This window comes from Sphingomonas sp. NFX23 (genome assembly GCF_049887795.1).
Classification (GTDB): Bacteria; Pseudomonadota; Alphaproteobacteria; order Sphingomonadales; family Sphingomonadaceae; genus Sphingomonas.
Window position 1 is genome coordinate 676,882 of the sequence record NZ_JAGEKH010000001.1, and the last position, 25,845, is coordinate 702,726.

Below are 25,845 nucleotides of genomic sequence, written 5' to 3' on the forward strand. Positions count from 1 at the left end.
GCAGCACTTCGCAACTGCGCTGTCGCGCCATATCGCGCAGTCGCAAGATCTCAGTGTCGATGCGCGGCCATCTGGTCGACGATGAGGAAGTTCTGCATCATTCCTGTGTCCTCATGGGGCAGGATATGACAGTGGAACACCGACTTGCCGATCCACTGCTTGAAGCGCATCCGTATGACCGCCGTCGTCTTCGCGGCAACCCAGATCGTATCCTGGAAGGTGCCCGGCGGCTGAAGCACGCCGTTCAGCGAGATTACCTCGAACGACACGACGTGGATGTGAAACGGGTGCCCCTCGGTACCGCCATGATGAGGCCCCTCTACGACGAGGTGCCATTCCTCCGCATCGCCAAGATTCACCACGGTCGGGATGGCAGGATCCTGATACTGCATGTTGTTGATGAGGAAATCGATCCCGACGACCGGATTCACCACGCCGGGGAAATTCCCCCCGAACTGTATGGTCCGTATCGCCTTGATCTCCGCCGGTCTGATCAAGGGATAGTTGCGTGTCGGCGGCGGTAGCCTGGTGGGCAGCTTCATGACGACGGGTGTGCCGGTCACCTCGATCTCGCAGATCGTCTTCTCCGCGCTGAGCAGGAACTGCTCCGCCTGCGCCAGTTGGCGAATCCTGTAGATGCCGGGCGTAGACGATCCCCGGATGAGGAATTCGGCGCGGTTCGCAGGTGCAAGGAGCACCTGCCCGGCCCCCTCTCCGTCGGCATGGACCGGAATCGTCCGCACCTCGGCGAAGTTGACGCCGTCCAGCGCGATCAGATGCATCTGGTGTCCGTCGACCACGATCGGCATCAGATTGTCGGAATTGCCGTTCAGCATGCGGAAGCGCACCACCTCCCCAGGACGGATCCGGATGCGCTGCGGAGGCAACTGCGTCGGGACTGGGCTCTGTGCTCCCTTCGGATCCGGGTTGTGCGTCTCCTTGAAGAAGGGCTGACCGTTCAGCAGGAAATAGCGGAGCGCGTAGTCGCCCGTCGTGAACCCACCCTTCAGGTTCGTGGGCTCGGCCTTGCCCGTTTTTGGGTCGTAGCGCGTGACGTTTCCACCGAACGTCTGCCACATCGCGTTCTGCTGGGGTTCGTAACACCATAGGCCAGGGACCGTTTCGCTCGGGAAGAGTCCTATGTCCTGAACGACCAGGGCGATCTCTAGCGCCGCCTTGATCTCCGGCACCTCGTCGATCACTCCGCGTACGATGATCGGCCCGGCCATCCCGCTGACGGCTTGCACTGCCGTCGATCCGTGATGATGGGGGTGGTACCAGTACAGGCCGGGCGGATGGTCCGCCGGTACTTCGAAGGCGTAGTCGAGCGTTTCGCCCGGACCGACTGCAATCATCGGCGCCGCCGGATCGGAGGTGCCAAGGGGTTCGAACAGATGCGGTCGGACGTCCATGCCGTGGACGTGCAGATTCGTGGCGTCGAGTCTGTGCGGTACGTTGTGGTTGCCGTTCCATCCGCGCGAATCGTAGCGTGGAAGCTCGTTCGCGAGCCGTACGCGCAACGTCTCGCCGGGCCGTACGGTCAACATCGGACCCGGCACCTGCGCGTTGTAGGCCCGCAGCCTCACCCGACGCCCATCGAACGTGGTCTCCATGAACCCGCACCGCAGTTCATAGGAGGGACCGCCGCCCGCCGCCGGTACTGGCGACGGCCCCGGCTCGGTTGCACGCGCAGTCGCGGCATCGCCCGCCAGAGCCGGCACTGCGAAAGCCGTCGCCGCCGCCCCGGTCAGCACCTGCCGCCGCGAGAACGGATCGGCGCTCAAGATGCCGGGTCTACGCACGCTTGCGGTTTGCCATCGGTTGCGAACTGCCCGTACTGCTGCAGCGCGACCTCGAGCTGCAGGGAAGTGTCGAGCGGCATCGCGTGGGCGTATTTTCCGCCCGGGTAGCTCTGTGGCGCGCGAGCATTCTGGAAGTATGCTGCATTGTCGAAAGAGTAGGCCGTGCAGAGCCCATCGAAACCGAACGACGGTGGGACGTTGACTCCCATCGCGGACTTCGCGCCGATCCGCGCGGCATACGCGCTGCCGTGGCACGACATGCACGACGACTGCGGGTTGTCCACCGGTCCGGCCAGCCGTCCCTGACAGCCCATGTGCTCGAAGATGCCTACGCCCGGATTGCTGACCGACTGCTGGAGCGGCAGACTGTCGCTCTTCGGCACTGCCGGAAACGTCCAGGGGTCCGCGCCCCATTGGACGCCGAGCGGCATCAAACGGTCCCAGAACGTCGCACCGCGCTGGTCCCCGTTATACGCAAATGTTCCATATACCCAGCCGGTCGGCGAGCGTGCATCTGCCACGGCGACGTCGATCTGGACGATGCGCGATACCTGCACGGCGCGCCGGCACATGTACTTCTTGCTGGCCGGATCGAGCACGTGGCGGTTGACCTGCCATTCGGGCGATCCCTTGAGATAGGGTACGCAGTCCACCGGCGCGTTGGTCGTCAGCACCTTCATCACCGCGGTTCCCTGCGGGAAGGGCAGGCCGGCGGGCATCGATACCCCCATGGCGTCTGCTGCCCTCGGCAGACCGTCCTTCGGGATCGACTTGCCGAGCGCATAGCCGCCGAAGGGGTTGTAGTAGCCGACCGACCACGTCTCGAACCCGTTCGGGAATCGCGCCCTGCATCCTTCGGTCATCTTGGGAAGGAAATGCGTCGCACCGAGTGATGCGGTTGTGCCGCGCAACGTCGCGCCGTTCGCGCCGACCAGGTCTTGGAGATGCGCGGTGCGCTCGTTCGTCGTGCCGTGTCGATATTCGCGTCCGACGGTGGGATCATAGGCCATCCAGGGCACGTTGTACCACCGGGTCGCACCGTTCACCTGCGTACGGAAGCCGACTTCGTCGCGCAGGTTGGGATCCTGCCCTTGCCGCACGTAGCTGAGGATCGATTGGATGTAGGCCGCCCAACCGCCGCCCTGCCAGGCGTCCGGGGACGGTCGCGCGGGGAAGCCGGGCTGGAAGTTGACCTTCGCGTTGAGCCAGCTACAATCGGTGCACGGCGCGGGCGGCTTCTGCGGATAGTCGACGCTCAGCCGAAACGTTCCCGTTGCGCCTCGCGGCGGCGTTTCCACCGAGTCGCGGAACGCAAGCCGGGCAGCGACCGGATTCGAGACCTTGGAATTGTCCGCGTTCCCCGCATCGTCCATCCGGCCACATCCCGCGATGCCCAACGCGGCGAACCCGATTAGCATTCCCCCGAGAACCCGCGACCGGTTGCGCTTGATGATCGTCATTCGAGCTTGCCCCCTTGCATCGACCGCGTGCACATCACGCCGAACGCGCTAGACGTTCGGCGACGTAATCGTAGAAGCCCGCCTGATCCGCGAAGCTTACGTACACGTCGTGCGAGGGCCGGTCTGGCCCGGTGCCCGCCTGCATCCACCCCTGTTCGAAACCCCACTGCACGACCTGGAGAGGGGTCGAGATCGCGGCGGCATACAGAGCCGGGGCATCGAGCCACACGGCGGCGGTGACGTTCCACATGTCGTAGAAGGGTTCGGCGGAGACGAGTTCGTAGGCCTCCAGTGCGAATCGGGAGAAGGTGAAGTCCGACGCCTGCGACTCCAACTTCGCCATCAACGCCGGACTGATGGGAGCGCTATTGGTGATGTCCAGGGGAAAGACAGATATCTTCGGTAGACGCGCCAGCGCCCCTTCCGCGGCGAACGGGTCCCAGAACACGTTCCACTCGGCATGGGTGTTCGCGACGGCGGGATCGATCGTCTTGGGGTCCAGATTGCCTGCGACGTTCAGGGCACCACCCATCCATGCGATCCGCCCGATGCCGGCGACGAGTTCCGGTCGCGCATCCAGTACGTTCGTGAGTGGCGTGAAGCCGGTCGTCAGCAGCACCGTCAGCGGTTCGGCGTCAGCGACTGCGGCCTGCAACAGGTCCGCGAGTATGTCGTCACCAGGCGGCGGCGGACTGGGAACGGTCGAGACGTACGGAGCCAGCGACGGGATGTCCGCCAGTCGGATGCAGTCGCCCCGATACGGCCAGGGAAAGGGGTTCCATCCCCGGGCACCGCTCAGCCCGAGCGGAAGGTCGGGCTTGCCGATGAACTGGTTCACTCGGGACGCGACGTCGATGCCGTACTCCGGCACGCAATCGGCATTGGCGACGATGACGCCTCGCAGATCGAATTGCGGCATCGACGCGATCAGCAGCGTCGCGACGAAGTCGTCGATCGCGGCATCGTGGATGAAGACCAGTGGCGCTGGCGCATCCGCCCGATCAGAACGGTTGACCGATCGCATCATCTCCACCCCCATGCATCTATTGCCCCCGCCATTCGGCTTCGGGCCAAGTCGTGATCGTAGCAGGTTTAGTCGAAACGCGCCGTCTTCAACGACTAGATCAGTCGGAATCCGACCAGATTGTATCGATTCCCAATAGAGCGCGCAAACGTTCGATCCGATCCAGTAGCGATCGTGGACTAGGTTCTTCCGGATAGTCGGGGCGCCCGAAGGACAACCCAGAAGCGACGCGGAGCCACGGGAGGCCTTCGCCGTCTCTTGGCGTTCAGCCCTGGGCCTCGTGCTTTCGCACGGAAAACCCGGCCAGCGTATCGGTTCCAAGCATCCGGTCCGTCTCCGGCCGGCCACCCTCTCGAAGATGGCAACGTCATGGACACTGGGACTTCACCCCGGCCAACGACCCTCGGCCTTGCTGTGCGCCGGCCATTCAGCCCAAGAAAGAACGGACAGATGTTCAATGCATCGATCACCCCATAGGCCTCGGAGACGCGGCGTCCGTCGGTGCGTTCCGGCTGTCCACGAAGCCCGGCCCCGTCCCCCGCCGCGGGCCGTTCGTCACCGCGTTCGCGCGAGGGCCCGACTCCACGCAGCGGACTTAGCCGCCGAAGCGAGCATCGGACGAGCGATGGCCCGCGTACCGAAAAGGCTCTGGCCTTCCGGGGAGGCGACGGCCTCGACCTATCCCGCTCCCCGAGGGACGAGCGCAACCGGAGGACGACGCCTTGAGACGTCGCTTGCGAAAAACCCGCATACTCGGCTTCATGAAACCCGTTTCGCCGGCCTGAGGCGAGTGGGCAGGAGCCGACCCATGTGCACCGTCAGGCTCAGGATCGCCAGCCTCATGCGCCGCTGACGCTGGAGTTCCAGCAGACGCCTGTCCGGCGCGTAGCCTCTCGCACTGTGCCAACGCATTGCCTCCAGTTTGCGGCCCAGAATGGTTCCCGTTCGGCAGGCGCCTCGCTTGGGTGGCGGCCGCCGGGTGCCCGTAAGATCTGGACCGATCATCCGAGCCGAATGAAACCTACTTTGCCAAAGCGGTGCAACGTCGCCGAACGCAGTCAGAACTGCGGAAGCGACGGTCGAGAGGAGGCCCCCCTCGCTCCCCTATCGAACCTTTCGTGACGTTGGTCGTCCTTGGAGGACTGCTGATCCGAACATGTCCTTAGGTGATACGGACAAGGTCAATGGCAGCCAAGAGCCGCCACGCGTCAGGCCACGTTCGGGCGCTGCACGTAACACCGGCCAGCGAGGGGATCGCGGCGAGCTCAACGACTCGGCTATACCGTGCAAGCCGTTACCGACGATGCCGCTGAGCACGCTCTGGTCGATCAGGACCATACGGTTGAGCAGAAGGCATCTGCTGCCGCCAAACATGCCATCGCTCTTGAGATCATGACGCTTCCGCAAGCCAAAGGGCATCAGCGCACGCGTGCTTTACCATCCGTTGCGCGACTAGGGTATCGTGTGCCAACACGCTCGTAAAAGCCCGTCGAGGTCTTTCGACGGGATGGAGATGTGTTTTGAGCGTCGTGGTAACTGGGGCAGCCGGGTTCATTGGCTCGCATGTCGTTCGCCGACTAGTCGATGACGGACGTGATGTGATCGGGATCGACAATTTCGAACCGTATTACGACGTTGAACTCAAGCATGCCCGACTGGCATCGATCAAGGCGTCGCCACATGGCGAACGCTTCACCTTCCGAGAAGCGGATATCGCCGACGAGCACGCGCTCGATGCGGCGCTGAAAACAACCGGGATTACTGGCATCGTGCATCTCGCCGCGCAGGCGGGGGTACGGTATTCGATTATCGAACCGCGCAAGTACGTCCGCGCCAATCTGGTAGGGCACCTCAACATCCTTGAGGTGGCACGCGATCGACCGGGCGTTCCGCTCGTCTACGCCTCGTCGTCGTCGGTATACGGTGCCAACCGTTCGCAACCGTTCCGGGTCGAGGACCGTGTGGACTCACCGCTTTCGCTCTACGCGGCGACCAAGCGCGCCGACGAACTGATGAGCGAGACCTACGCACATCTCTATCGCATTCCTCAGACCGGACTACGCTTCTTCACCGTCTACGGTCCTTGGGGACGGCCCGATATGGCAATGTGGCTGTTTACCGACGCGATCCTCGAAAACCGGCCAATCACCGTGTTCAACGGCGGCCGCATGGTCCGCGACTTCACCTACATCGACGATATTGTCTCTGGCATTGTGGCCGCCCTCGATAACCCGCCTGCGGATGATGGCGAGCGGAAAGCGGGGGGGAGCGTGTCCCCGCATCGCCTGTACAATATCGGCAACAACCGCCCCGAGGAACTGGAAACGCTGATAACGACGATCGAGGACGCTCTCGGGATGAAAGCTATCCGGGACTATCAGCCGATCCAGCCTGGCGACGTGCCCAGCACCTCTGCCGACATCAGTGCGATCAGCCGCGATCTGGGATTCGCGCCGACGACGCCGATCACCGTCGGCGTGCCACGTTTCGTGCAATGGTATCGCGACTATACAGGGCGATGACGGCCATATCGCCTGACGGGCAACTTGGTGATGCCCTGGTAGATGCAGCCAATGCGGAGGAAACAAGGATGTCCATGGGCTTGAGATGGTTAGGAACCGGTGCGACGATCCTCATGCTGGCTGGCTGCGCGGGCCAGCGAGGCGGGGATATTCCGTACAATCCGGCGGGTTTCGTTGCACCCGACGCCGCCCCGCTACCGACCTTGACCACAGACTACCGGATGGGCAGCGGTGACGTGGTGTCGATCCGCGTGTTTCGGGTCGACAGCATGTCTGGTGACCAGACGATCGACACGGCGGGACGGATCAACTTGCCGTTGCTGGGGCTGGTGCCTGCAGCGGGGCGTACGACTAGCGAACTGGAAGCTGATCTGAAGCGGCAGCTGGGCACCCGGTATCTAAACGATCCACAGGTTGCGGTGTCGCTGAAGAGCGCCGTTCAGAAGACGATCACGGTCGATGGTTCGGTGACGCAGCCCGGCCTCTATCCGGTACAGGCGGGCAGTACGCTCATCACCGCGATCGCCATGGCGCGCGGCACGGCGGAAGGTGCCAACCCTCGCCGCGTCGTCGTGTTTCGCCGCGTCAACGGACAAAGGATGGCGGCGGCGTTCGACCTGTCGACGATCCGAAAGGGCGAAGAACCGGATCCGACAATCTATGCACAGGATGTCATCGTCGTCGATGGTTCGCGAACAAGCGCGGCGATGAAATCGGTGCTGCAATCGCTGCCGTTCGTCTCGATTTTCCGCCCGTTCTGATCCCGGCGGTTGCCATTGTGCGATACCGGCGGATACGTTAGGTTCATTCGAACCGACAGGGAACCATCCGCGCGGCTGATTCTTGACGGGGTTCATGTGCCACGGCGGGCTGGAGGTCTCCAGTGCCGGAAGGCATTAGGGAGTGGGTCATGGCAAGCAAGATGAAGATCTCGATGATCGCGGCGATGGCACTGGTCGGACAGGCATCGGCCGCCACGGCTGCTCCCGGCGCAGTTGCCGGCATAGCGACGAACCGCACGGCACTGGCTATTCCTGCGGACGAGCAGACCCGATCGGGCAACCAGTGCCGCGCGGCTGATGGAACCTCCATCGCCTGCTCGGTGACAGGTGATACCCAAGGCGGATATTTCAGTCGCAATTGGCCGGTCTTATTAGGCGCGATCGCCGCCGCATCGCTCGGTGTCGTGGCAGCCGTCAGCGGCAAGAGTGGCGCCCCCTCCAGTCCATAAGCCGACCAGGCTGGTTGTGATAAGGATCGACGCGGGGTGAAGCCGCAGGATGGCCTGCCCGCCATTTTTCTGACGCTGTGCGTATTGCTGGGTGGTGCCAGTGCCGCGGGGGCGGTAGCCAACGGTTTCTTGCAGTTGGCTGCGATCCTCATCCTCGGCTATGTAGGCGTCGCGCGGCCCCTGCATTTGGTCCCCGCAGCCCGAGCGCTGATGATGGGATTAGCGATATTCGGGGCGTGGCTGCTGCTGCAATCCCTGCCCCTCCCTCCCCAAATCTGGACCCGCCTACCAGGTCGTGGCGTCGTTGTCGGAGGGTTCGCAGCAACTGGATCGGTACCCGGCTGGGAGCCGTTGTCGCTGGCACCTGACGCAACCATTGCCTCGATGCTCGCCCTGCTGCCGCCCGCAGCCATGGCGACCCTGACGCTTGTAGCGACCGAACGGGCACGCCGGATCGCAATCGGAACGCTGGTCACTCTTGCTATCGGCGCCGCGTTGCTGGGCGTGGTGCAGGTCCTCGCCGGAGCCGGGTCCGTGTTCTACCCTTACAACCTGACAAATCCCGGTAAGGCGGTCGGGCCGTTTGCCAACCGCAATCATCTAGCTGCATTCCTGCTCTGTGCGATTGCGATGCTTGGCGCGTCGATCGAACATCATGGGCCGCGCCGTAGCGCCGTAGCGTTCCTAGGGTTGGCGGTGGTGTCGAGCGGAGTGATCCTGACCGGATCCGATGCCGGCCTGCTACTACTGGCAGTCGTGCTGACGCTCATGGTGATCCGCGCCATAAGGGGCCACTTAACGCGGCAAGCGACGCGATGGTCGTTGGTCGCAGCCGTGCTCATCGTGTCGGCGGCGAGCATCTGCTCTTTTTGGCAAGGGTCGTCGGATGTCGTTGCAGGCGCTGAACAAAGGCGCGGCGTCACGATACCGCGCACTTTCGCAGCCGCAATCGACCATCTGCCGTTCGGGGCGGGAGGGGGCAGCTTTCCTACGATATATCCGGCCTATACCGATGTGGCGCTTGCCTCACCCGCGTTCGTCAACCACGCGCACTCCGACTATGCCGAACTCCTTCTCGATCACGGTTTGGTCGGCCTGCTTTTGATCGGCGCGGCATGGGGATGGTGGGGCTTGCGGGTACGCACCGGATGGGCGGGCGATCCGGTCGTGCGCGCCGCGCTAATGGTGGTGGCGATACTCCTGGTCCACAGCGTCGTGGACTATCCGCTGCGCACCGCCGCGCTTGCCACGGTCGCCGCCTTCGCCGTCGCGCTTGCCACCGGGCAACCGCCGGCGGTGGCGCAGAAACATCATCGTTCCCGCCCCTCGCGGCAGTTGTCGGCGACCTTTGATTTGAGCTAGACAGTCGTAAAGGGCAACGGCCAGCGATGGACGGGGGACCGCCCTGCGGGAAGAGGGTGGCGGAAATGGCCGAGAACGACGATCGCGGCGGGAGCACGCTGCCGAGTCGGATGACCGATGGGGGCAATCCAGCAACGCTGGGACGGCCCGTGGTGACTATAACTCGCACCGAGTCCAAACCGCGCGTGATCCCTCAGTTCGATTTCGCCGACCTTCTGCGCGTAGTCGTCAAATGGAAATGGCTCATCCTGGGCGCAGTGTTGCTCGGCATCGCCACGGCCGTAGCGGTCACGATGCTATCCACCCGCATCTATCGCGCGTCCGCCACGCTGGAGATCAACACTACCCCGCTGGAGGTGATGGGCAATAACCGAGGCGTCATGCCCAAGCTTCGCAGCGAGGACCAGTTCCTGCAGACGCAATACGGCCTGCTGCGCAGCCGCTCACTCGCTGAGCGGGTGGCGACTGCACTGAAGCTGGCCAGCGATCCGGCATTTGCCGGAACCGCCCCCGATCCGGCGAAGCGCGCCAGGGCAGCGGTCGGTCGATTGACAGCCAATCTCGACGTCACGCCGGTCCGGGGCAGCAACTTGGTGCAGCTGAGCTATACCGATCCCGATCCGGCTCGCGCGACACTGATCGTCAACGGGTTCACGACCGGATTCATGGCGGCCAACGCCGATCGTCGATTCGAGGCGACCGCCTATGCCCGCAATTTCCTGCAGAACCGGCTGAACGCGACCAAGCAGCGGCTCGAGGCGAGTGAGCGCGAACTGGTCGCCTATGCCCAGCAGAAGGGCATAGTGCAGCTCGACAGTGGCGGACAGGGCGGCGCGCGGGGTGGCGGTGACGGGCCGACCTCGGCGACAGGCGATTCGCTGAGTTCACAATCGCTGGTGGCGATCAACGGCGCGTTGTCGTCGGCGATCGGTGAGCGCATCTCCGCCGAACAACGCTATCGTCAGGCGGCGACGAACGGGTCGTCCAGCGACGCGCTGCTGAACCCGACCGTCCAAGCGCTGCGTGCAGAACGTGCCAAGCTGGAAGCGGATTACCGAGAGCGGCTAGCCACGTTCAAACCCGATTTCCCGGACATGGTGGCGCTTCGAAACAGGATCCAGGAAATCGACATCTCTCTGCGGCGCGAGACGGGCGAAGTGTCGTCGTCGCTACGCTCCGCCTATCTGGCGGCGCTCGGACGAGAGGCGGAGTTGCGCGGACAGGTGAGCGCGTTGCGCTCGAACGTCCTCGATCTGCGTGGGCGAGGCATTGGATACACCATCCTGCAACGCGAGGTGGAGACCAACCGCACCCTGTACGACGCGCTGCTCCAGCGCTTCAAGGAAGTGGGCGTGGCCGGTGGTCTGGGCGAGAGTCAGGCTGGGGTCGTCGACGCGGCTATCCAGCCCGCCAGCCCTTTCCGGCCCAGCCCCATCCGCAATCTGGCGGTCGGACTAATCGCCGGGCTTGTCTTGGGCCTCGGCATCGCCTTCGTGATCGAATTCATCGACGATACGGTCAAGACGCCGGAGGACGTCGCAGCCAAGCTCAACCTGCCGCTACTCGGTGTCGTACCGAAACTGGCGAAGGGCAAGACGATCCGCGACGAATTGGCTTCGCCGCGTTCGTCGGTTGCCGAAGCCTACTATTCCATCATGACCGCGCTGCAGTTCACCGACGGCGGCAGCCTCCCGCGTTCGTTGCTGGTGACGAGTTCGCGCGCCGCAGAAGGCAAATCAAGCACTTCGCTGGCGCTGGCGCAGAACCTTGCACGAACCGGGGTACAGGTTTTGCTGATCGACGCCGACCTGCGCAAACCGTCTTTCATGGCGAAGACGGGCAGCGACATAGGCTTGTCACGACTGCTGATCAGCAACGAGGGCGTCGCCGGTCATGTGGTGCAGACCAACACGCCAAACCTGTACCTGCTGCCCAGCGGCACGGTGCCGCCCAACCCTGCCGAATTGCTGGCGACCAGTCGGATCCGCGCGATCCTGCACGATGCGGTCGACCGGTTCGGCGTGGTGGTGGTCGATGCGCCGCCGGTGCTGGGGCTCGCCGACGCACCGGTCCTGGGATCGATCTGCGAAGCGACGGTGATGGTGATCGAGGCGGGATCGATCCGCCGGGCGATCGCGCTTGGCGCTCTCAGCCGACTGGTCGCGTCGGGTACGCGCATCGTCGGAGTGACGCTGACGAAGTATAATCCCAAGGCCGCCGGGTATGGCGACGGTTACGGCTATGGCTACGGCTATGGCGCGACCTATGGCGAAGGGTCGAAGACGCCGATGCTGGACATCGCACCGTGAGCGATGCCGCGCCCGTGGTGCGTACCACGAGGATGCGGATTGCGATCCTGCTCGGACTCCTGCTGCTCGGTTGGGCCACGGTGCGAGCAACGGCGCTGGCGCTGTTCGCGGAAGACCGGCCCCGGTTGGCGTTGGTGTTCGCGCCGGCTGGGGCGGCTGCGCTGGCCAATGCGGCACAGATGCGCATCGTAGAGGCAGGCGGCACTGTGGATGCCGTCGCGCGCGCGCAGACCGCTGCCGCGCTGCGACGCGCGCCGCGCGACGCCGCACCGCTGATCCTCGCCGGACTGGCGGCCAGCGCCGACGGCGCGGCCGACCGGGCGCAGGCGTTGATGGAGGCGGCCCGCGCCCGCGATCCGCGCGCCGGGATCGCCCGCTATTGGTTGCTCGACCATTATGTTCGCACCGGACAGGGCAACGCCGCGCTGGCGGAAGTCGGCCCGGCGCTGCGCCTGCGGCCCGGTACAGGTCCAGCGATCTTCGCCCTGGTATCGGCGATGGCGGCATCACCTGAAATGCGTGGAATAGTGCGTGCGGCGTTGGCCCGCGATCCCGACTGGCGTGAATCATTCTTCGCGATGCAAGCTACGGCAAATGTCGACCCGGTCGTGCTGCTGCACCTACTCGCCTCGCTACCCCCGCCAGCCGGCCCTGGGTCGCGCGCTCGCGAACGACGCGTGGTGCTGCTGGCGGCGGTTCGTGCTGGGGCGTACGCCGAGGCGCAGGCGCTGTGGCAGGCTTCCCGTCCAGATACCGCGCGCGAAGCAGGGCCGGTCCACGACCCGATGTTCCGACGCCCACTTGCAGATACGCCCTTCGATTGGACCGCGCCCGACGTGGTGGGCATGCAAGCGCAGACCGGCCGCGACGGTCTGACAGTCGCCTATCGCGGCGAAACGCCGGCGACGGTTGTCCAACAACTGGTGCCGGGTGCAGGCCGCTACCGCCTGTCGGCGCGAGCGACCGGCGGGGTCGAGGTCCGCCTGTCGTGCGCGCGCGACGAATCGCCGTTGGTGGCACTGCCGGCCGGCGGTGATGCGATGGACGCGACCATTCCGGCGAGATGCGGCGCGGCCTGGCTGCGCGTCGTCGCGACGCCGGGCGACACCGGGATCGTAAATGCGACGATCACCGATGTGCGGCTGATCCGTGCATGACCGCAACCGACCGCAGCGCGCTGGCCGCGGCAAGACGGATTTACGTCCATCTGTCCGCGCGACGACGAAAACAGCTTGGCGCAACCATCGCGCTGATGGTGGTCGGCGCTTTCGCCGAATTGGCGACGATCGGCGCAGTGCTGCCGTTCCTAGTCGTGGTGACCGGCGGTGAGGGCGGACGCTACGGCGCGGTCGTGCGCGCGGTGGCGCAGCTCGGCGCGGCGATGGGTATCGGCACCGTCGCGGTATCGGCGGCCCTGCTGGTCGCGGTCGCGGTCGCGGCGGGAGCGCTACGGCTGATCCTGACGCGCGCCAGCCAGCATGTCGTGTTCGCGATCGCGCACGACCTAGCGACGCACATCTACGAACGCACTCTGCATCAGCCGTACAGCTTCCACGTCCAGCGCAATACCAGCCAGACCATCTCTGGCATCGAGAAGGTGCAATATGTGCTGGGCAACGTCCTGTTGCCGGCTATGGCGGGCCTCACGGCAGCGATCGTCGCGCTATTTGTGCTGGTGGCTCTAGTATGGGTAGATCCGGCGACATCGCTGATCGCCGCGGCGTGCTTCGTCGCGCTTTACGCGACGGTCAGCATCCTGACCCGGCGCAAGCTATATCAAAACGGCGACATCATTGCCGGGGCGCTGCAGCAGCGGGTCCAGACGTTGCAAGAGGGGCTAGGCGGCATTCGCGACGTGCTGCTCGACAGGTCGCAGGGAATCTTCGCGGCCAAGTTCGCCGCGATCGACGCCCGCTTCCGCGAGGCGCAGGCGACCAACCAGTTCATCGCCGCCGCCCCACGCTATGTCGTGGAGACGGGCGCGGTGGTGCTGGTCGCCGCGCTCGCGCTGTACGTCAGCACCCTGCCGGGCGGGGTCGTGGCCGCGCTCCCAATGCTGGGCGCGCTGGCATTGGGCGCGCAGCGGCTGCTGCCGCTGATCCAGCAGGTCTATTTCAGCTGGTCGCAGATCTATGGCAATCGCGGCGCGCTGAACGGCATCGCCGACATGCTGGCAATGCCCGCGCCGCCAGAACCGGCAGCCTTGCCGATGCCGCCGTTTGCCGAAGCGATCCTCCTGGACGGGCTGGGCTATCGCTATCCGACCGGCGAGGCGGCGGCGCTGGTCGACGTCACGCTGACGATTCCACGGGGCATGCGAATCGGGCTGATCGGCAAGTCGGGCAGCGGCAAGAGCACGCTGGCGGATATAATCATGGGCCTGCTCGAACCAGCCGACGGCAGGATAACTATCGACGGCCGCGTGCTCGACGCCCCCGCCCGCCCTTCGTGGCAACGGCAGATCGCGCATGTCCCGCAGGCGATCTTCCTCGCCGATGCCAGCATCGCTGCCAACATCGCCTTTGGCCGCGACCCGGCCGATATCGAAATGGACCGGGTGCGCGCTGCCGCGCACGGAGCCGAACTGGCCGACCATATTGCGACCTTGCCGCAAGGCTATGACACGCTGGTCGGCGAACGCGGCATCCGCCTATCGGGGGGGCAGCGGCAGCGGATCGGCATCGCGCGCGCGCTCTACAAGCAGGCGTCGGTGTTGGTCCTCGACGAGGCCACCAGCGCGCTGGACGACGAGACCGAGGCGGCGGTGATGGCGGCGATCAACCGGCTTTCGCGCGATCTGACCGTGATCTCGATCGCGCACCGCCTCACGACGCTGCGCGGATGCGATCGGATCGTGCGGCTGCAGGACGGTCGGATCGTCGCCAGCGGCAGTTATGATGCGATCGTCGGCGGCGGCGCGGGAGCGTGACCGCCAGCGGGTGGCGCGACGATATTCAGGCCCTGCGCGGCTGGGCGGTGCTGATCGTGGTGCTGTTCCACACCGGGTTGGGCATCGCGCCATCAGGGTTCGTCGGCGTCGACATCTTTTTCGTCGTGTCGGGCTATCTCATCACCGGCAATGTCGTGCGTGAACGCAATGCCGGAACGTTGCGGATCGGGGGCTTCTATCAGCGGCGCATCCGTCGGCTGTGGCCCGCCGCCTTCGTCACGCTGCTGGCGACGGCGCTGGCGGCAGCATTACTGCTGACGCCGACCGCACAGGCGGGATTCTGGCCGCAGTTGGTCGGTGCGCTGACCTTCTCGACCAACGTCGCGCTGTGGCGACAGATCAATTACTTCCACGACTCGGCCGCGTTGGAGCCGTTGCTGCATTTCTGGTCGCTGGCGGTGGAGGAGCAATATTACCTGCTGCTGCCCGTCACGTTGCTGGTCGTGCCCCATCGCTGGTGGCCAGCCATGGTAGCGGCGGTTACGCTGGTCAGCCTCGCGGCGTTTCTGTGGCTCTATCCGTGGTCGCCGGGCGCAGCCTTCTACCTGTTGCCCACGCGGGCGTGGGAACTTGGGATCGGGTCGCTCGTCGCCTGTATGCCGGTACGCGGAAGAGTGCAGCGCTTAGCGTATCGCACCGCCCCGGGCCTGGCGGCGATAGTGCTCGCCGTGCCGTTTATGGCGCTTCCGACGGCGGCGGCCTACTGGCTGACATTACCTGCCTGTGCGGCGACTGCGGGGCTGCTGGCAGCCGCGCGCCCGATCGGGCCGCGCGGAGCGGTGGCGGGATGGCTGGGCGATCGGTCCTACGCGATCTATCTGGTCCACTGGCCACCAATGGCGTTCGCGCACGCGATTTGGCTTGGCAATTCGCCGCCCGCATGGGTCGCGATCCTGCTTTGCACCGCCGGGATCGGCGTCGGCGCGGTACTGCATGGGCTGGTCGAGCGGCCCTGCCTGCGCCTGCCGCTGTCGCGGTGGTGGTGGGCGGCGCTGATCGCCGGATCGGCAATAATCGCCGTCACCGGCGCACTCGCGCCGCGCCTGACCGGCAATGCCGTCGCGCGCGTCGACCTTCAGCCCGTGACCGGCCTGCCCGGCGCGGCCTGCGATGGATCCCGGACCACCTTCGATCCGGCGTGCCGGACCGGACCGGCCCCGCGCCTGCTGCTGTGGGGCGACAGTTTCTCGCAGCATCTGGTCCCCGGATTGCAGGCGACGACAGACGTTGCCTTTGCCCAGGCAAGCAAGGGCGGGTGTCCACCGCTGCCGGGCCTCGCGCCCGTCGACATGCAGGCGAGCGTCGCAGTGGCGCGCGGCTGCATCGCGTTCGGCGACAGCGTGCTGTCATGGCTCGCGCATACCCCGTCCGTCGAGGTCGTAATGTTGTCGGGATCGTATCTGCGTTATACTTGGCCTGGCGTCCGAGTGCTGCGCCGCGACGGATCGTTGAAGCCGCCCAATGCAGACCAGTTGGCGGCGGCGCAGCGCGATATGGTGGCACGGGTGCGGCGGATGGGCAAACGGGTGGTGCTGGTCGCCGCCCCGCCCCAGTCGGCGTTCGATGTCGGCCAGTGTCAGGAACGACGGGTCCACCACCTGCTGCTGGCCGGCGCGCCGACGGATTGCGCGATCACCCCGGCGAACCGGCTGGCGGGGAGCGACTGGCTGGCGGCGCTGATGGCGCGCTTCGCTGGCGACGGCACTCCGGTCGTACAGCTTGCCCCCGGTCTGTGCCGCAGCGACGGCATCTGCCCGACCGCATGGGCGGGACGGCCTCTGTGGGTCGAGGGCAAGCACTTGACCCGCACCGGATCCATCGTCGTTGCACGCCGGCTTGCGCTGGGCACGCACGCATGGGAGCTGGCCCGCTAAGCGATCATCGCCGTCGCCACTGCATGCCTGCGCGCAACACGGGGCCTGGCAATAGTGCGAGCAGGCGATAGGCGACGTAGGCCCCGCCCCGCCGCCGCGCGACCCCGGCCAGCAGCCGCCGCGCATCCGCGGGACGGCCCGCATAAAGCTCGCTTCGCGCATATTGCAGCCGCGTACGATCGCCGAACGCCCGCGCCGCCGCCAGCCGCGTAGGTTCGGCGATGGATGCCACCGCCCGGTCCACCGCGGCGAACACCGGCGATACCGGCATCGTCCGGCCCGCAAGCCGTGCCGCCTGTTCGCGCGCCATGATCCCATCCCCGCGCACATAGCAGGACGTCGGCCGGTCGCTGACCGCCATCGCGTGATCGACGGCAAGCGTGATCCAGAACGCCATGTCCTCGCCCGACGGCACCGGCGGCATGCCGCCGACCTTCAGCCAGACATCGCGGCGTACCGCCGCACTGGAAGCGTTGAGCAGGTCGGGGCCATAGTCGCGGAAGAAATCGATACGGCGCGACGTGACGGGATGCCGCGGCAGGTCGGGGACGGCATCGCCCGGCGCGATCATGCGCGACGCCGTGGCCACGAGCGCCGAGTCGGGAACGGCGGCAATCACCGCTGCCAACGTAGCGAGATGCTCGCCATGCCACAGATCGTCGCCATCGATCAGCGCCACCCAGTCGCCCCGAGCCGCCCCGACCCCGGCGTTGCGCGCGGCAGCCGGCCCGCCATTGGCTTGCCGGATCAGGCGGATGCGCGGCTCGTCGAGCGCTGCCACCAACACATCGCCTCCATCGCGCGATCCGTCGTCGACCACCACAATCTCGGTCGCCGGCCACGTCTGCGCGCACACAGAGGCCAGCGTGGCTAAGATTGTCGTGGCCTTGTCGTACAGTGGCACGACGACGGAGAAGCGGGGTGCGGTCATGACTCTGCATCATGCCGGAGCTGCCGGGGCCACGCCAGCGATTGCGGCACCGCCGGTCCCGGGCGATAGAGAGGCAATGCGCGACCGCCCCGTCCTGCTGGTCAGCCCCCTAGCCGACGACGCCCCGCCCGGCGGGCGGGCGATGCTGGCCAGCGCCCACCGCGCCGCGCTCCTCGACCTGTTCGGGGACGACCTCCTGACCTATCGCCTCGAAGGGGCCGCGTCCGGCCCGCTGGCCGCTGTGGCTTACGGCCATATCGACGGGGTGAGCGCCGCCAGCCTGTCGTGCATCGTCGACCTGATCCGCAGGCGCGGGATCGCACAACTGTTCCTCGACGGATCTAATCTGGGGGCGGTTGCGCGGGCGGTGCGACGCGCCAACATCGACGTGCGGATCGTCACCTTCTTCCACAATGTCGAGGCACGCTTCTTCGTCGGGGCGTTGCGCGACCGACCTAACGTACGAGCAGCGGGCATCCTCGCCGCCAATTGGCGGGCAGAACGCTGGGCGACGCGGTACAGCGACACGATCGTATGCCTTAACGTCCGTGACGGTGAGTTGCTGCGACGCTGGTACGGGCGCAGCGCCGACGCGATCCTACCGCTGGTGATGACCGATCGTCCGGTCGCGGCCGGACCGCGGGACCCCGGCGGCGACTTCGTACTGTTCGTAGGCGGCGGGTTCTACGCCAATCGCGCCGGAGCCGCGTGGTTCGCACGCCATGTCGCGCCACGGATCGGGGTGCGCACCGTCGTCGTAGGGCGTGACCTGCCGCCGCTGGCCGGGGTGGATGTGGTCGGCGCGGTCGATGATCTGGCTCCATGGTATCGCGACGCGCGGCTGGTCATCGCACCGATCTTCGACGGATCGGGCATGAAGACCAAGGTCGCCGAGGCGCTGATGCACGGAAAGCGAGTGGTAGGCACCCCCGAAGCGTTCACCGGCTATGCCTCAGCGGTGATCGCAGCCAGCCGCGTTGCTAGCGATGTCGACGGGTTCGTCGCGGCGATCGCGGCGACGTTGGCCGACAACCCGCCGCCGTTCGACCCGGCGATGCGCGAACTGTTCGACCGCTTCCATAGCCCCCAAGCGGCGCGCGTGGGACTGGCTGCGATTATGACGTCATCCGCCGGTGCAGCGCAGCCAACTGGCCCGCGAGCGTAGGGAAGGCGAAGTCGCGCACCCGACGATCGCCGAACGCGACCAGACGCGCCGCCTCGACTGGATCGGACCACACCCGCTCGATCGCGGCGGCGGCGGCGTACGGGTCGCAGCGAGCGAAGTCGCGCCCCTGTCCCTGACTCAATTCGCGGAACACCGCGATATCACTGGTGACGACCGGCCGGCGACTCGCCATCGCCTCGATCACCGCGATGCCGAAGCCTTCATAGGTGGAGGGCACCACGACCATGGTGCACGCCGCATAGAGCGCCTGGACCATGGCGTCGTTGGCGCCGTGGACGATGCGGACGAGATCGCCGACACCCAGTGCGTCGATCAGCGCGGCAACCGCCCCGATCGCGCCGCCGTCATTCCCGACGATCCAGAGCGGACACGCTTGTCCTCGGGCGCGCAGCACCGCCACCGCGCGGACCAACGTTTCCAGGTTCTTGCGCGTCTCGACATGCCCGACCGCCAGGAGGAAGCGGTCAGGCAGGCGAGGCAGATCGGGCGGGGACGGCGCCGGCACGAACCGAGCAACGTCGACACCGTTATGGATCACCTCCACCGGAGTACGGGGGCGGAAGGCGGCGATCTCGTCGGCGACCGTGCGCGACACCGCGATCACCCGCGTCGCGTTTGAGAAACCATGGCGCAGGACCGGCCGCCCGACCAGCCTTTCAGCCAGCGGGCGGTCAGCGCGCAACGGGCGCAGATCGTGTATGGTAAGCAGCGTCGGGCAATGCGCGTGCACCATCGGCAGGCTGAAGCCTTCGAACAGGTCGAGCGCATCGCGGCGCAACGCGCTCGGCCAGTAGCGCATGCCCGCCACCATGCGCTTCAACCGCCCCGCCCCCGGCACCGACGTACGGCGGATCGTCACGTTGCCGCAGTCGGCGAACCAAGCGCCGATACGATGCTCGACGGGTTCGTACACAACGTATTCGACGTCTGGCGTCGTACGGATCAACGCGCCATAGAGTTCGCGGAAACGCTGGTTCGCGCCCGATGGGCGATCGTCGAAACAGGTGGCGTCCAACCCGACCCGCATCGCCGCTATTGCCCGATCAGCTCGAAATGGCGCGCGATCACGCTGTACTGCTCGAACGGCACCACCGCCTCGGCAAGGACTGCCGGCGCGATCGGCCGGTCGAGCGCAGCGAGGATCCCGGCGGCCAGTGCCGACGGATCGGCAACCGAGACCAGATAGCCGTAACGCCCCCCCTGCAACAATTCGCGCGGGCCGGTGGGGCAATCGGTGGCGACCGGAGTGCATCCCGCCAGCATCGCCTCGACCAGCACGTTGGGCATTCCTTCGACATGCGACGACAGCGCGAACACGTCGCTGTGCGCGAAGTACTTGAGCGGGTTGGCGACCCGTCCTGGAAGCCGCACCCGTTCGCCTAGGTTGTACGTGGAGACCAGCGCCTCCAGCTCGGCGCGCGATGGCCCTTCGCCGAGAATGACAAGCCGCGCCGCGCTGCCCTGGTCGCGCAGCACCGCGATCGCCGCGATCAGGTCGGCGAACCCCTTCCACGGGGCCAGCGTCCCCGCCGCTACCACCAGCGGGACCGACCGGTCGAGGAACCACGGATCGTCGACCGGTTCGGCGGCCCGCGTGCGTGCCTCGGGCTGGTCGACGATGTTGTAGACGCACACATGCGCGGTCGCGGGGCCGAACACCGTGCGGTATTGCTCGACCATGTCCTGCGACACGCAGGTCAGCGCATCGGCACGCCACGCGACTGCGCGCGCCGCCCATTTCAGCACCCACCGCTTGGTAAAGGGCCGATTCGAATAGGTGTCGAACGGCGTGACGCGCGACGATCCGCTGATCTTCACGCGCGACCGCGTCATGATCGCGGCGGCGAGGAGAAAAGTATTGAGGTGATCCTCGGCTGAAAACACCACATCGGGCCGAACCCGGCGCAGGTAACGGCACAGCGGCAGGAACATGCCGCGCACCTGCGGCTTGTCGAGGATGCGAACGGCGACGCCCGGCGCGGGCGGCACGGTCAGGTCGGAGTCGCAATTGCCGATGATGAGGTCGACGTGGTGCCCCGCCTGCGCCAGGGCGGCGGCAAACCGCCACTGCGCGAGCGGCACCCCCGACACGGCATAGCGCGGCGTCACCACCGCGATGGTCAGCGGCTTCATGCCCGCGGTAGACCCGGATAGGGCCGGTCGCGCGATAGGAACAGAAAGTTGTTGTGATAGCCGCCCTGCCCCAGCGCGTCGGCCCGCTGGTGGACGGCGGCATCGAACCGCGCGACCGGGACCAGCGTGCCGTCGCGGAGAAACCAGCCGCCATAACCGAGCGCCTCGATCCGCGCGAAGCTGGTGGCGATCGGATCGGCACGATGACGTTGTTCGATCTCGACCAGAAGCGCGGGGCGGCTGGCGGCTATCGTCGCCAGAGCGCCTTCGATCACCGCCGCTTCGTGCCCTTCCACGTCGATCTTGACCAACGCAGCATCGGGGTAGGCGAAGGCGTCGAGCGTGCTAAGCGCTACGCGGTGCGTCCGTACCACGCCCGCATTCACGCTGGCAGCGATCGATCCGGCGGCGTCGTGTTCGGTCCCATCCGCCTCGACCGGGATCGCGAGCTCCGCCTCGCCGACTTGATCGGACAGCGCATAGGGATGAATCGTCACCCGCGCGCGGCCCCGTGCCCATGCGCCGAGCGCGCGCAGGCAGGCTGGATGCGGCTCAAACACCTCGACCCGCGCACCAAGCCCGGCGAGCGCCACCGCGTAGGCACCATAGTTGCCACCGACATCGATCGCCCGGCCGCCGCGCGGCACCAAATGCGGCAACAGCGCCATTTCGGGTTCCAGCGTACGGCTTAAGCGTGCGTGCCAGTATTTTGCAGGCACCTGCCATGCCGTGGGCAGTCCGTCGCGTACCGCCGCCTTGATCCGCGCCACCCCGGACATGATCGCCCTCCCATGCTTCGACAACAGTCGGTGCTGGACTTTTGCCTGTTGCCACGGCTTTGTCGCGACAGGGGCGGGGTGGGAAGCGAAAAATGTGTGGGCTGGCCGGGATTTGGGCGCAAGGCGGCGATCAGGCGACTATCGCCCGCGCCATGGCCGATGCGATAGCCCATCGCGGCCCCGACGACTCGGGGGTATGGGCCGATCCGGATACCGGGGTTGCGCTCTCGCATCGGCGGCTCGCGATACTAGATCTGTCGAGTGCGGGACATCAGCCCATGCGATCGCCTTGCGGACGCTATGTGCTGGTCTTCAACGGCGAGATATACAATCACGGCGATCTTCGCCGCGATCTGGGCGGCGATTGGCGCGGCACGTCGGATACCGAAACGCTGGTCCACGCCATCGCGCGCTGGGGACTGGCCGCCGCGCTGGAGCGCGCGACCGGCATGTTCGCCCTTGCTTTGTGGGACCGCGCGACCCGCACCCTGTCGCTGGCGCGGGACCGGATGGGGGAAAAGCCGCTCTATTACGGCTGGAGCGACGGACGGCTGGTCTTCGCATCCGAACTCAAGGCGTTGCGCGCGGTTCCGAGGTTCGCCAACCCCGTCGATCCGGGAGCGCTCGCGCGCTATCTGCGCCATAATTGCGTACCCGCGCCCTGGTCGATCTTTACGGGGGTGTTCAAGGTGGCGCCGGCGACGATCGTCACCATCGACTCGTCGGGACGCGCCGCCGCGCCCGCGACCCCGCCCGAGTGCGACATGCCTACGCCTGACGGAATCAAGGTGTCACGGTACTGGTCAATCGACCGGGTGATCGCGCGCGGTACCGACAACCTTTCTCCGGACGCGGCGGTTGACCGTCTCGAGGCCGAGCTGCGCACCGTGGTGGCGCGACAAATGGTGGCCGACACGCCGTTCGGCGCGTTTTTATCGGGCGGAGTCGACTCCTCGACCATCGTCGCGCTGATGGCGCAGGCATCTTCCCGTCCGGTACGTACCTTCACGATCGGCTTTGGCGATCCCGCCTATGACGAGGCGCCCCATGCTCGCGTGGTCGCCGCGCATCTCGGAACCGATCATCACGAACTACATGTCACCGCCGACGAGGTGCGCGGCGTCATTCCCGATCTGCCGGCGATCTATGACGAACCCTTCGCCGACTCGTCGCAATTGCCAACGGTACTGCTCAGCCGGATGACGCGCGCGTCCGTGACCGTCGCTTTGTCGGGGGACGGAGGCGACGAACTGTTCTGCGGCTACAACCGGTATCTGCTCTCGCGCGGCATGTGGGACGCGCTGGCGCGCTTGCCGCGTCCGGTGCGCCACGCCGCGGCGCGGGTTATCCGCACGCTACCGCCATCGCGCTGGGACGCGATCGGGCGGATCGGGCCGCGCGCGGTACCGATGCTGGGGGCCAAGCTCGCCAAGGTCGCGGGGATGATGGGCGGCGCGCTCGGCCCCGCCGACATCCACCGCGCGTCGAGCGAGGAATGGCTGGACGGCGTTCCGCTGCGCGCGCCCGTCCCGTGCGGCGATGACCCGTGGCCGGTTCTGCGCGCCACTCCTGAGGAACAGATGATGCAGCGCGACCTCACGCGCTACCTGCCCGACGATATCCTGACCAAGGTCGACCGGGCGAGCATGGCGTCCAGCCTAGAAGTGAGGGTGCCGATGCTCGACCACCGCATCGTCGAACTGGCATGGGCGACGCCGTTGTCGTTCAAGAAGCGTGACGGACAGGGCAAGTGGCTGTTGCGGCAGGTACTCTACCGCCACGTCCCGCGCGCACTGATCGAAAGGCCCAAGGCAGGGTTCGCGGTGCCGGTCGGGGCGTGGCTTCGCGGCGATCTGCGCGACTGGGCGGAGGAGCTGTTGTCGCCCGCGTCGCTGAGCGACGACGGGTTGCTTGATCCCGCGCCGATCCGCGCCCGCTGGGCCCAGCATGTCGCGGGCACGCACGACTGGACCGCTTCGCTGTGGGGGATTCTGATGTACCGGGCATGGGCCACGGCGCGCGGATGATCGTCTACTGGCTCCTGTTCGCCTTTCCGGCGGCGATGGCAATGGTTGAACGGCCCGACGCGCGGCGCATCCGCTTCGCATGGGTGTTCGCGATCGCCGCGATCGCCGCACTGATCGGGCTGCGCTGGCAGACCGGGGGCGACTGGTTCAACTACGAACGCATGGTCGAACGGGCGCTGTGGAGCCCGGTGCCTCTGTCGCCGCTGTCCGATCCGGGGTTCACGGTGCTGACCGGCATCGCGGCGCGGTCGCAGATGGGGATGCTGCTCATCACCTGTTTCAGCGGGGTGGTGATGGCGCTGGCGCTGGCGCGCTTCTGTTTCGACCAGCCGCGACCGTGGCTGTGCCTGTCGGTCGCGGTACCGTATCTGATCGTCGTGATGGGCATGGGCTACATCCGGCAGGGGATCGCCGTGTCGTTCCTGCTGTTGGCGTTGGCGTCCCTGCGCTATGGGCGGGTCGCGCGCTATTCGCTGTGGGTGCTGGCCGGAGCGGCGTTCCACTCGACCGCACTGATCCTGCTGCCACTGGCTGTGATGGTCACCAACCGGAACATCGTGGTCCGGGTCCTGCTCGGTCTCGCCGTGGCGCTCCTGCTGGGATACAGCATCGCCGCGACGCGCGGCGACCTCGTCACGAATTACGTCGATGCGGAGATGGCGTCGTCAGGTGCGGCGGTCCGGCTGATGATGACCGCCGTGCCCGGCGCATTGCTGCTGATCTTTCGCGAACGGCTCACCGTCGAAGGGCCTGAACGCAGCGTATGGATGGCGTTGTCGGCGGCGGCGATCTCCGCGCTGGTGCTGCTGTTCGTCTTTCCGTCATCGACCGTGGTCGACCGGCTGGCGCTGTATCTGCTGCCAATCCAGTGTTTCGTCTACGCCCGTCTGCCCGATTCGGTTGCCATGACCGACAAGCAACGGAGGCTGATCGTCGCGACCATTCTCGCACTCTACGCACTGGCTTTTTTCGTGTGGCTCAATTTTGCGGTGAACGTCGACTACTGGCTGCCCTATCGCTTCTATCCGTTGGAGGACGGCATTTGCCTAGAGTGCTGATGTCGATCAACGCCGCGTGGAACGTCGTCAATTTCCGCGCCGGGCTGGTACGTGCGCTGATCGCCGACGGGCATGAAGTGATCGCGGCGGTCGGCGACGACGGCGCGGTGGCGGATATCGAAGCGCTCGGCGCACGGGTCGTGACGCTGCCGATGGACAGCGCGGGCATCTCGCCGTTCGCGGACCTGCGGCTGTTCGCGCACTACCTGGCGTTGTTCCGCCACGAACAGCCCGATATCTATTTGGGATGGACGATCAAGCCCAACATCTATGGATCGATCGCCGCCGCAGTCGCCGGTGTACCCGCGGTCAACAACATCTCGGGTCTTGGCACGGCATTCCTGGGCGCGGGCTGGTTGATGCGGGTCGCGGGCGTATTGTACCGCATCGGACTGCGACGGTCGGCGACGGTATTCTTCCAGAATGCCGCGGATCGAGAGCTGTTCATCGCTCGCGCGCTGGTGCGTGAACGACAGACGGCCCTGCTACCCGGATCTGGCATCGACGGCGTCGCGTTCGATCCCGCACACTATCGTCAGACGACCGATGGCGTCTTTCGCTTCCTGTTGGTCGCGCGGCTTATCCGCGACAAAGGTGTGTTGGAATTCGTCGAGGCGGCGCGCTTGCTCCGGGTGACGCACCCCGCCGTCCGGTTCCAGATCCTGGGCTTTCTCGACGTCGCCAATCGCACTGCGATCGATCGCGCCACGCTTGAAGGCTGGGTCGCGGAGGGGCTGATAGATTATCTAGGCGTGGCCGACGACGTGCGTCCTTTTCTGGCGCAGGCGGATTGCGTCGTGCTGCCGTCGTATCGGGAGGGAACGTCGCGCGTGCTGCTCGAAGCGGCGGCAATGGCCCGGCCCGCGATCGCTACCGACGTGCCGGGATGCCGCGACGTGGTCCGCGACCGCGAAACAGGCCTGCTGTGCCGTGTGCGTGATGCCGCCGACTTGGCTCGGGCGATGCGCGAGATGCTGGCCAGCGATGACGGCGCGCGCGCGGCAATGGGGGCTGCCGCCCGCCGCGATGTCCTCGTCCGTTTCGCCGAACATAAGGTTATTACAAGCTATCGCGCGGTCATCGGTGACACCTTGCGCGGCCAAGGCACGTCCGCTAGCCTCTAGAACAATTGTGCTGTCAGGTGCGATTTGGGGGGAGAGCACATCTTGACAGGGTGGTATCTGTTCGCGGTTTCGC

The 25,845-nt window shown here is 66.2% G+C and carries 19 protein-coding genes; 12 read left to right on the forward strand and 7 right to left on the reverse strand.

Features of this window, described 5'->3' with window-relative positions:
* Positions 1-50 precede the first annotated feature (50 nt).
* The 3 genes from J4O76_RS02995 to J4O76_RS03005 are packed head-to-tail and all read right to left on the reverse strand — an operon-like array spanning position 51 to position 4,289.
* The gene (locus J4O76_RS02995; protein ID WP_426280129.1) at positions 51-1,784 is read right to left on the reverse strand and encodes a multicopper oxidase family protein; all 1,734 of its coding nucleotides are present in this window, start codon (positions 1,782-1,784) and stop codon (positions 51-53) included.
* Positions 1,781-3,262, reverse strand: a complete 1,482-nt coding sequence (locus J4O76_RS03000; protein WP_426280130.1) for a hypothetical protein — start codon at positions 3,260-3,262, stop codon at positions 1,781-1,783. Before J4O76_RS03000 ends, J4O76_RS02995 begins: the two co-directional genes overlap by 4 nt.
* 34 nt (positions 3,263-3,296) lie before the next feature.
* Positions 3,297-4,289: a nucleoside hydrolase gene (locus tag J4O76_RS03005; protein WP_426280131.1), complete on the reverse strand. Its 993-nt coding sequence runs from the start codon at positions 4,287-4,289 to the stop codon at positions 3,297-3,299.
* 1,517 nt (positions 4,290-5,806) lie between these two features.
* Between J4O76_RS03005 and J4O76_RS03010 the strand changes: the two genes are divergently transcribed.
* The 8 genes from J4O76_RS03010 (at position 5,807) to J4O76_RS03045 (ending at position 16,534) form a co-directional block, all read left to right on the forward strand.
* Positions 5,807-6,808 carry an NAD-dependent epimerase/dehydratase family protein gene (locus J4O76_RS03010; RefSeq protein ID WP_426280132.1) on the forward strand — a complete coding sequence of 334 codons (1,002 nt, stop codon included), beginning with the start codon at positions 5,807-5,809 and terminating at the stop codon, positions 6,806-6,808.
* Positions 6,809-6,882: 74 nt separating this feature from the next.
* Positions 6,883-7,569, forward strand: a complete 687-nt coding sequence (locus J4O76_RS03015) for a polysaccharide biosynthesis/export family protein (protein ID WP_426280133.1) — start codon at positions 6,883-6,885, stop codon at positions 7,567-7,569.
* Positions 7,570-7,718: 149 nt separating this feature from the next.
* A complete protein-coding gene (locus tag J4O76_RS03020) occupies positions 7,719-8,039 on the forward strand; it encodes a hypothetical protein (protein WP_426280134.1) in 321 nt (106 codons plus the stop codon).
* Between the two features lie 36 nt (positions 8,040-8,075).
* Complete coding sequence (locus tag J4O76_RS03025) at positions 8,076-9,401, forward strand: O-antigen ligase family protein (RefSeq protein ID WP_426280135.1); 1,326 nt, start codon at positions 8,076-8,078, stop codon at positions 9,399-9,401.
* 65 nt (positions 9,402-9,466) lie between these two features.
* A complete protein-coding gene (locus J4O76_RS03030; protein ID WP_426280136.1) occupies positions 9,467-11,710 on the forward strand; it encodes a GumC family protein in 2,244 nt (747 codons plus the stop codon).
* Positions 11,711-11,724: 14 nt separating this feature from the next.
* Entirely contained in the window at positions 11,725-12,867 is a 1,143-nt protein-coding gene (locus J4O76_RS03035) for a tetratricopeptide repeat protein (protein ID WP_426280137.1), read from the forward strand.
* Positions 12,864-14,639, forward strand: coding sequence for an ABC transporter ATP-binding protein (locus J4O76_RS03040; protein WP_426280138.1), 1,776 nt, complete (start codon positions 12,864-12,866; stop codon positions 14,637-14,639). Before J4O76_RS03035 ends, J4O76_RS03040 begins: the two co-directional genes overlap by 4 nt.
* On the forward strand, positions 14,636-16,534 hold the full coding sequence (locus J4O76_RS03045; RefSeq protein WP_426280139.1) for an acyltransferase family protein: 1,899 nt from the start codon (positions 14,636-14,638) through the stop codon (positions 16,532-16,534). Before J4O76_RS03040 ends, J4O76_RS03045 begins: the two co-directional genes overlap by 4 nt.
* A gap of 4 nt (positions 16,535-16,538) precedes the next feature.
* On the opposite strand, the gene J4O76_RS03050 is transcribed toward J4O76_RS03045, so the two are convergent.
* Positions 16,539-17,465 (reverse strand): glycosyltransferase family 2 protein, encoded by a 927-nt coding sequence (locus J4O76_RS03050; protein WP_426280140.1) that lies wholly within the window; start codon positions 17,463-17,465, stop codon positions 16,539-16,541.
* 76 nt (positions 17,466-17,541) lie between these two features.
* On the opposite strand from J4O76_RS03050, the gene J4O76_RS03055 reads away from it, so the two are divergent.
* A complete protein-coding gene (locus tag J4O76_RS03055) occupies positions 17,542-18,630 on the forward strand; it encodes a glycosyltransferase family 4 protein (protein WP_426280141.1) in 1,089 nt (362 codons plus the stop codon).
* On the opposite strand, the gene J4O76_RS03060 is transcribed toward J4O76_RS03055, so the two are convergent.
* Genes J4O76_RS03060 through J4O76_RS03070 form a run of 3 tightly spaced genes read right to left on the reverse strand, consistent with a single transcriptional unit; the run spans position 18,581 to position 21,563 of the window.
* On the reverse strand, positions 18,581-19,666 hold the full coding sequence (locus J4O76_RS03060) for a glycosyltransferase family 4 protein (RefSeq protein ID WP_426280142.1): 1,086 nt from the start codon (positions 19,664-19,666) through the stop codon (positions 18,581-18,583). The genes J4O76_RS03055 and J4O76_RS03060 overlap by 50 nt on opposite strands.
* A 17-nt stretch (positions 19,667-19,683) precedes the next feature.
* The gene (locus J4O76_RS03065; RefSeq protein WP_426280143.1) at positions 19,684-20,784 is read right to left on the reverse strand and encodes a glycosyltransferase; all 1,101 of its coding nucleotides are present in this window, start codon (positions 20,782-20,784) and stop codon (positions 19,684-19,686) included.
* The gene (locus J4O76_RS03070; protein ID WP_426280144.1) at positions 20,781-21,563 is read right to left on the reverse strand and encodes an FkbM family methyltransferase; all 783 of its coding nucleotides are present in this window, start codon (positions 21,561-21,563) and stop codon (positions 20,781-20,783) included. The genes J4O76_RS03065 and J4O76_RS03070 overlap by 4 nt, the downstream gene beginning before the upstream one ends.
* A gap of 92 nt (positions 21,564-21,655) precedes the next feature.
* Between J4O76_RS03070 and asnB the strand changes: the two genes are divergently transcribed.
* From asnB to J4O76_RS03085, 3 genes are read left to right on the forward strand one after another with little or no spacing between them, the layout of a single operon-like run.
* Positions 21,656-23,590 (forward strand): asparagine synthase (glutamine-hydrolyzing), encoded by a 1,935-nt coding sequence (gene asnB / locus J4O76_RS03075; RefSeq protein WP_426280145.1) that lies wholly within the window; start codon positions 21,656-21,658, stop codon positions 23,588-23,590.
* Positions 23,569-24,648 (forward strand): EpsG family protein, encoded by a 1,080-nt coding sequence (locus tag J4O76_RS03080; protein ID WP_426280146.1) that lies wholly within the window; start codon positions 23,569-23,571, stop codon positions 24,646-24,648. The genes asnB and J4O76_RS03080 overlap by 22 nt, the downstream gene beginning before the upstream one ends.
* On the forward strand, positions 24,648-25,772 hold the full coding sequence (locus J4O76_RS03085; protein ID WP_426280147.1) for a glycosyltransferase family 4 protein: 1,125 nt from the start codon (positions 24,648-24,650) through the stop codon (positions 25,770-25,772). Before J4O76_RS03080 ends, J4O76_RS03085 begins: the two co-directional genes overlap by 1 nt.
* Positions 25,773-25,845 lie beyond the last annotated feature (73 nt).

Excerpts from the sequence above, each read along its gene's own strand:
- J4O76_RS03005 (WP_426280131.1), bottom strand. The coding sequence starts at position 4,289 with ATGATGCGATCGGTCAACCGTTCTGATCGGGCGGATGCGCCAGCGCCA.
- J4O76_RS03085 (WP_426280147.1), top strand. The coding sequence starts at position 24,648 with ATGTCGATCAACGCCGCGTGGAACGTCGTCAATTTCCGCGCCGGGCTG.
- J4O76_RS03020 (WP_426280134.1), top strand. The coding sequence starts at position 7,719 with ATGGCAAGCAAGATGAAGATCTCGATGATCGCGGCGATGGCACTGGTC.
- J4O76_RS03080 (WP_426280146.1), top strand. The coding sequence starts at position 23,569 with ATGGGCCACGGCGCGCGGATGATCGTCTACTGGCTCCTGTTCGCCTTT.
- J4O76_RS03050 (WP_426280140.1), bottom strand. The coding sequence starts at position 17,465 with ATGACCGCACCCCGCTTCTCCGTCGTCGTGCCACTGTACGACAAGGCC.
- J4O76_RS03065 (WP_426280143.1), bottom strand. The coding sequence starts at position 20,784 with ATGAAGCCGCTGACCATCGCGGTGGTGACGCCGCGCTATGCCGTGTCG.
- J4O76_RS03015 (WP_426280133.1), top strand. The coding sequence starts at position 6,883 with ATGGGCTTGAGATGGTTAGGAACCGGTGCGACGATCCTCATGCTGGCT.
- J4O76_RS03030 (WP_426280136.1), top strand. The coding sequence starts at position 9,467 with ATGGCCGAGAACGACGATCGCGGCGGGAGCACGCTGCCGAGTCGGATG.
- asnB (WP_426280145.1), top strand. The coding sequence starts at position 21,656 with ATGTGTGGGCTGGCCGGGATTTGGGCGCAAGGCGGCGATCAGGCGACT.
- J4O76_RS03000 (WP_426280130.1), bottom strand. The coding sequence starts at position 3,262 with ATGACGATCATCAAGCGCAACCGGTCGCGGGTTCTCGGGGGAATGCTA.
- J4O76_RS03040 (WP_426280138.1), top strand. The coding sequence starts at position 12,864 with ATGACCGCAACCGACCGCAGCGCGCTGGCCGCGGCAAGACGGATTTAC.
- J4O76_RS03055 (WP_426280141.1), top strand. The coding sequence starts at position 17,542 with ATGCGCGACCGCCCCGTCCTGCTGGTCAGCCCCCTAGCCGACGACGCC.
- J4O76_RS03070 (WP_426280144.1), bottom strand. The coding sequence starts at position 21,563 with ATGTCCGGGGTGGCGCGGATCAAGGCGGCGGTACGCGACGGACTGCCC.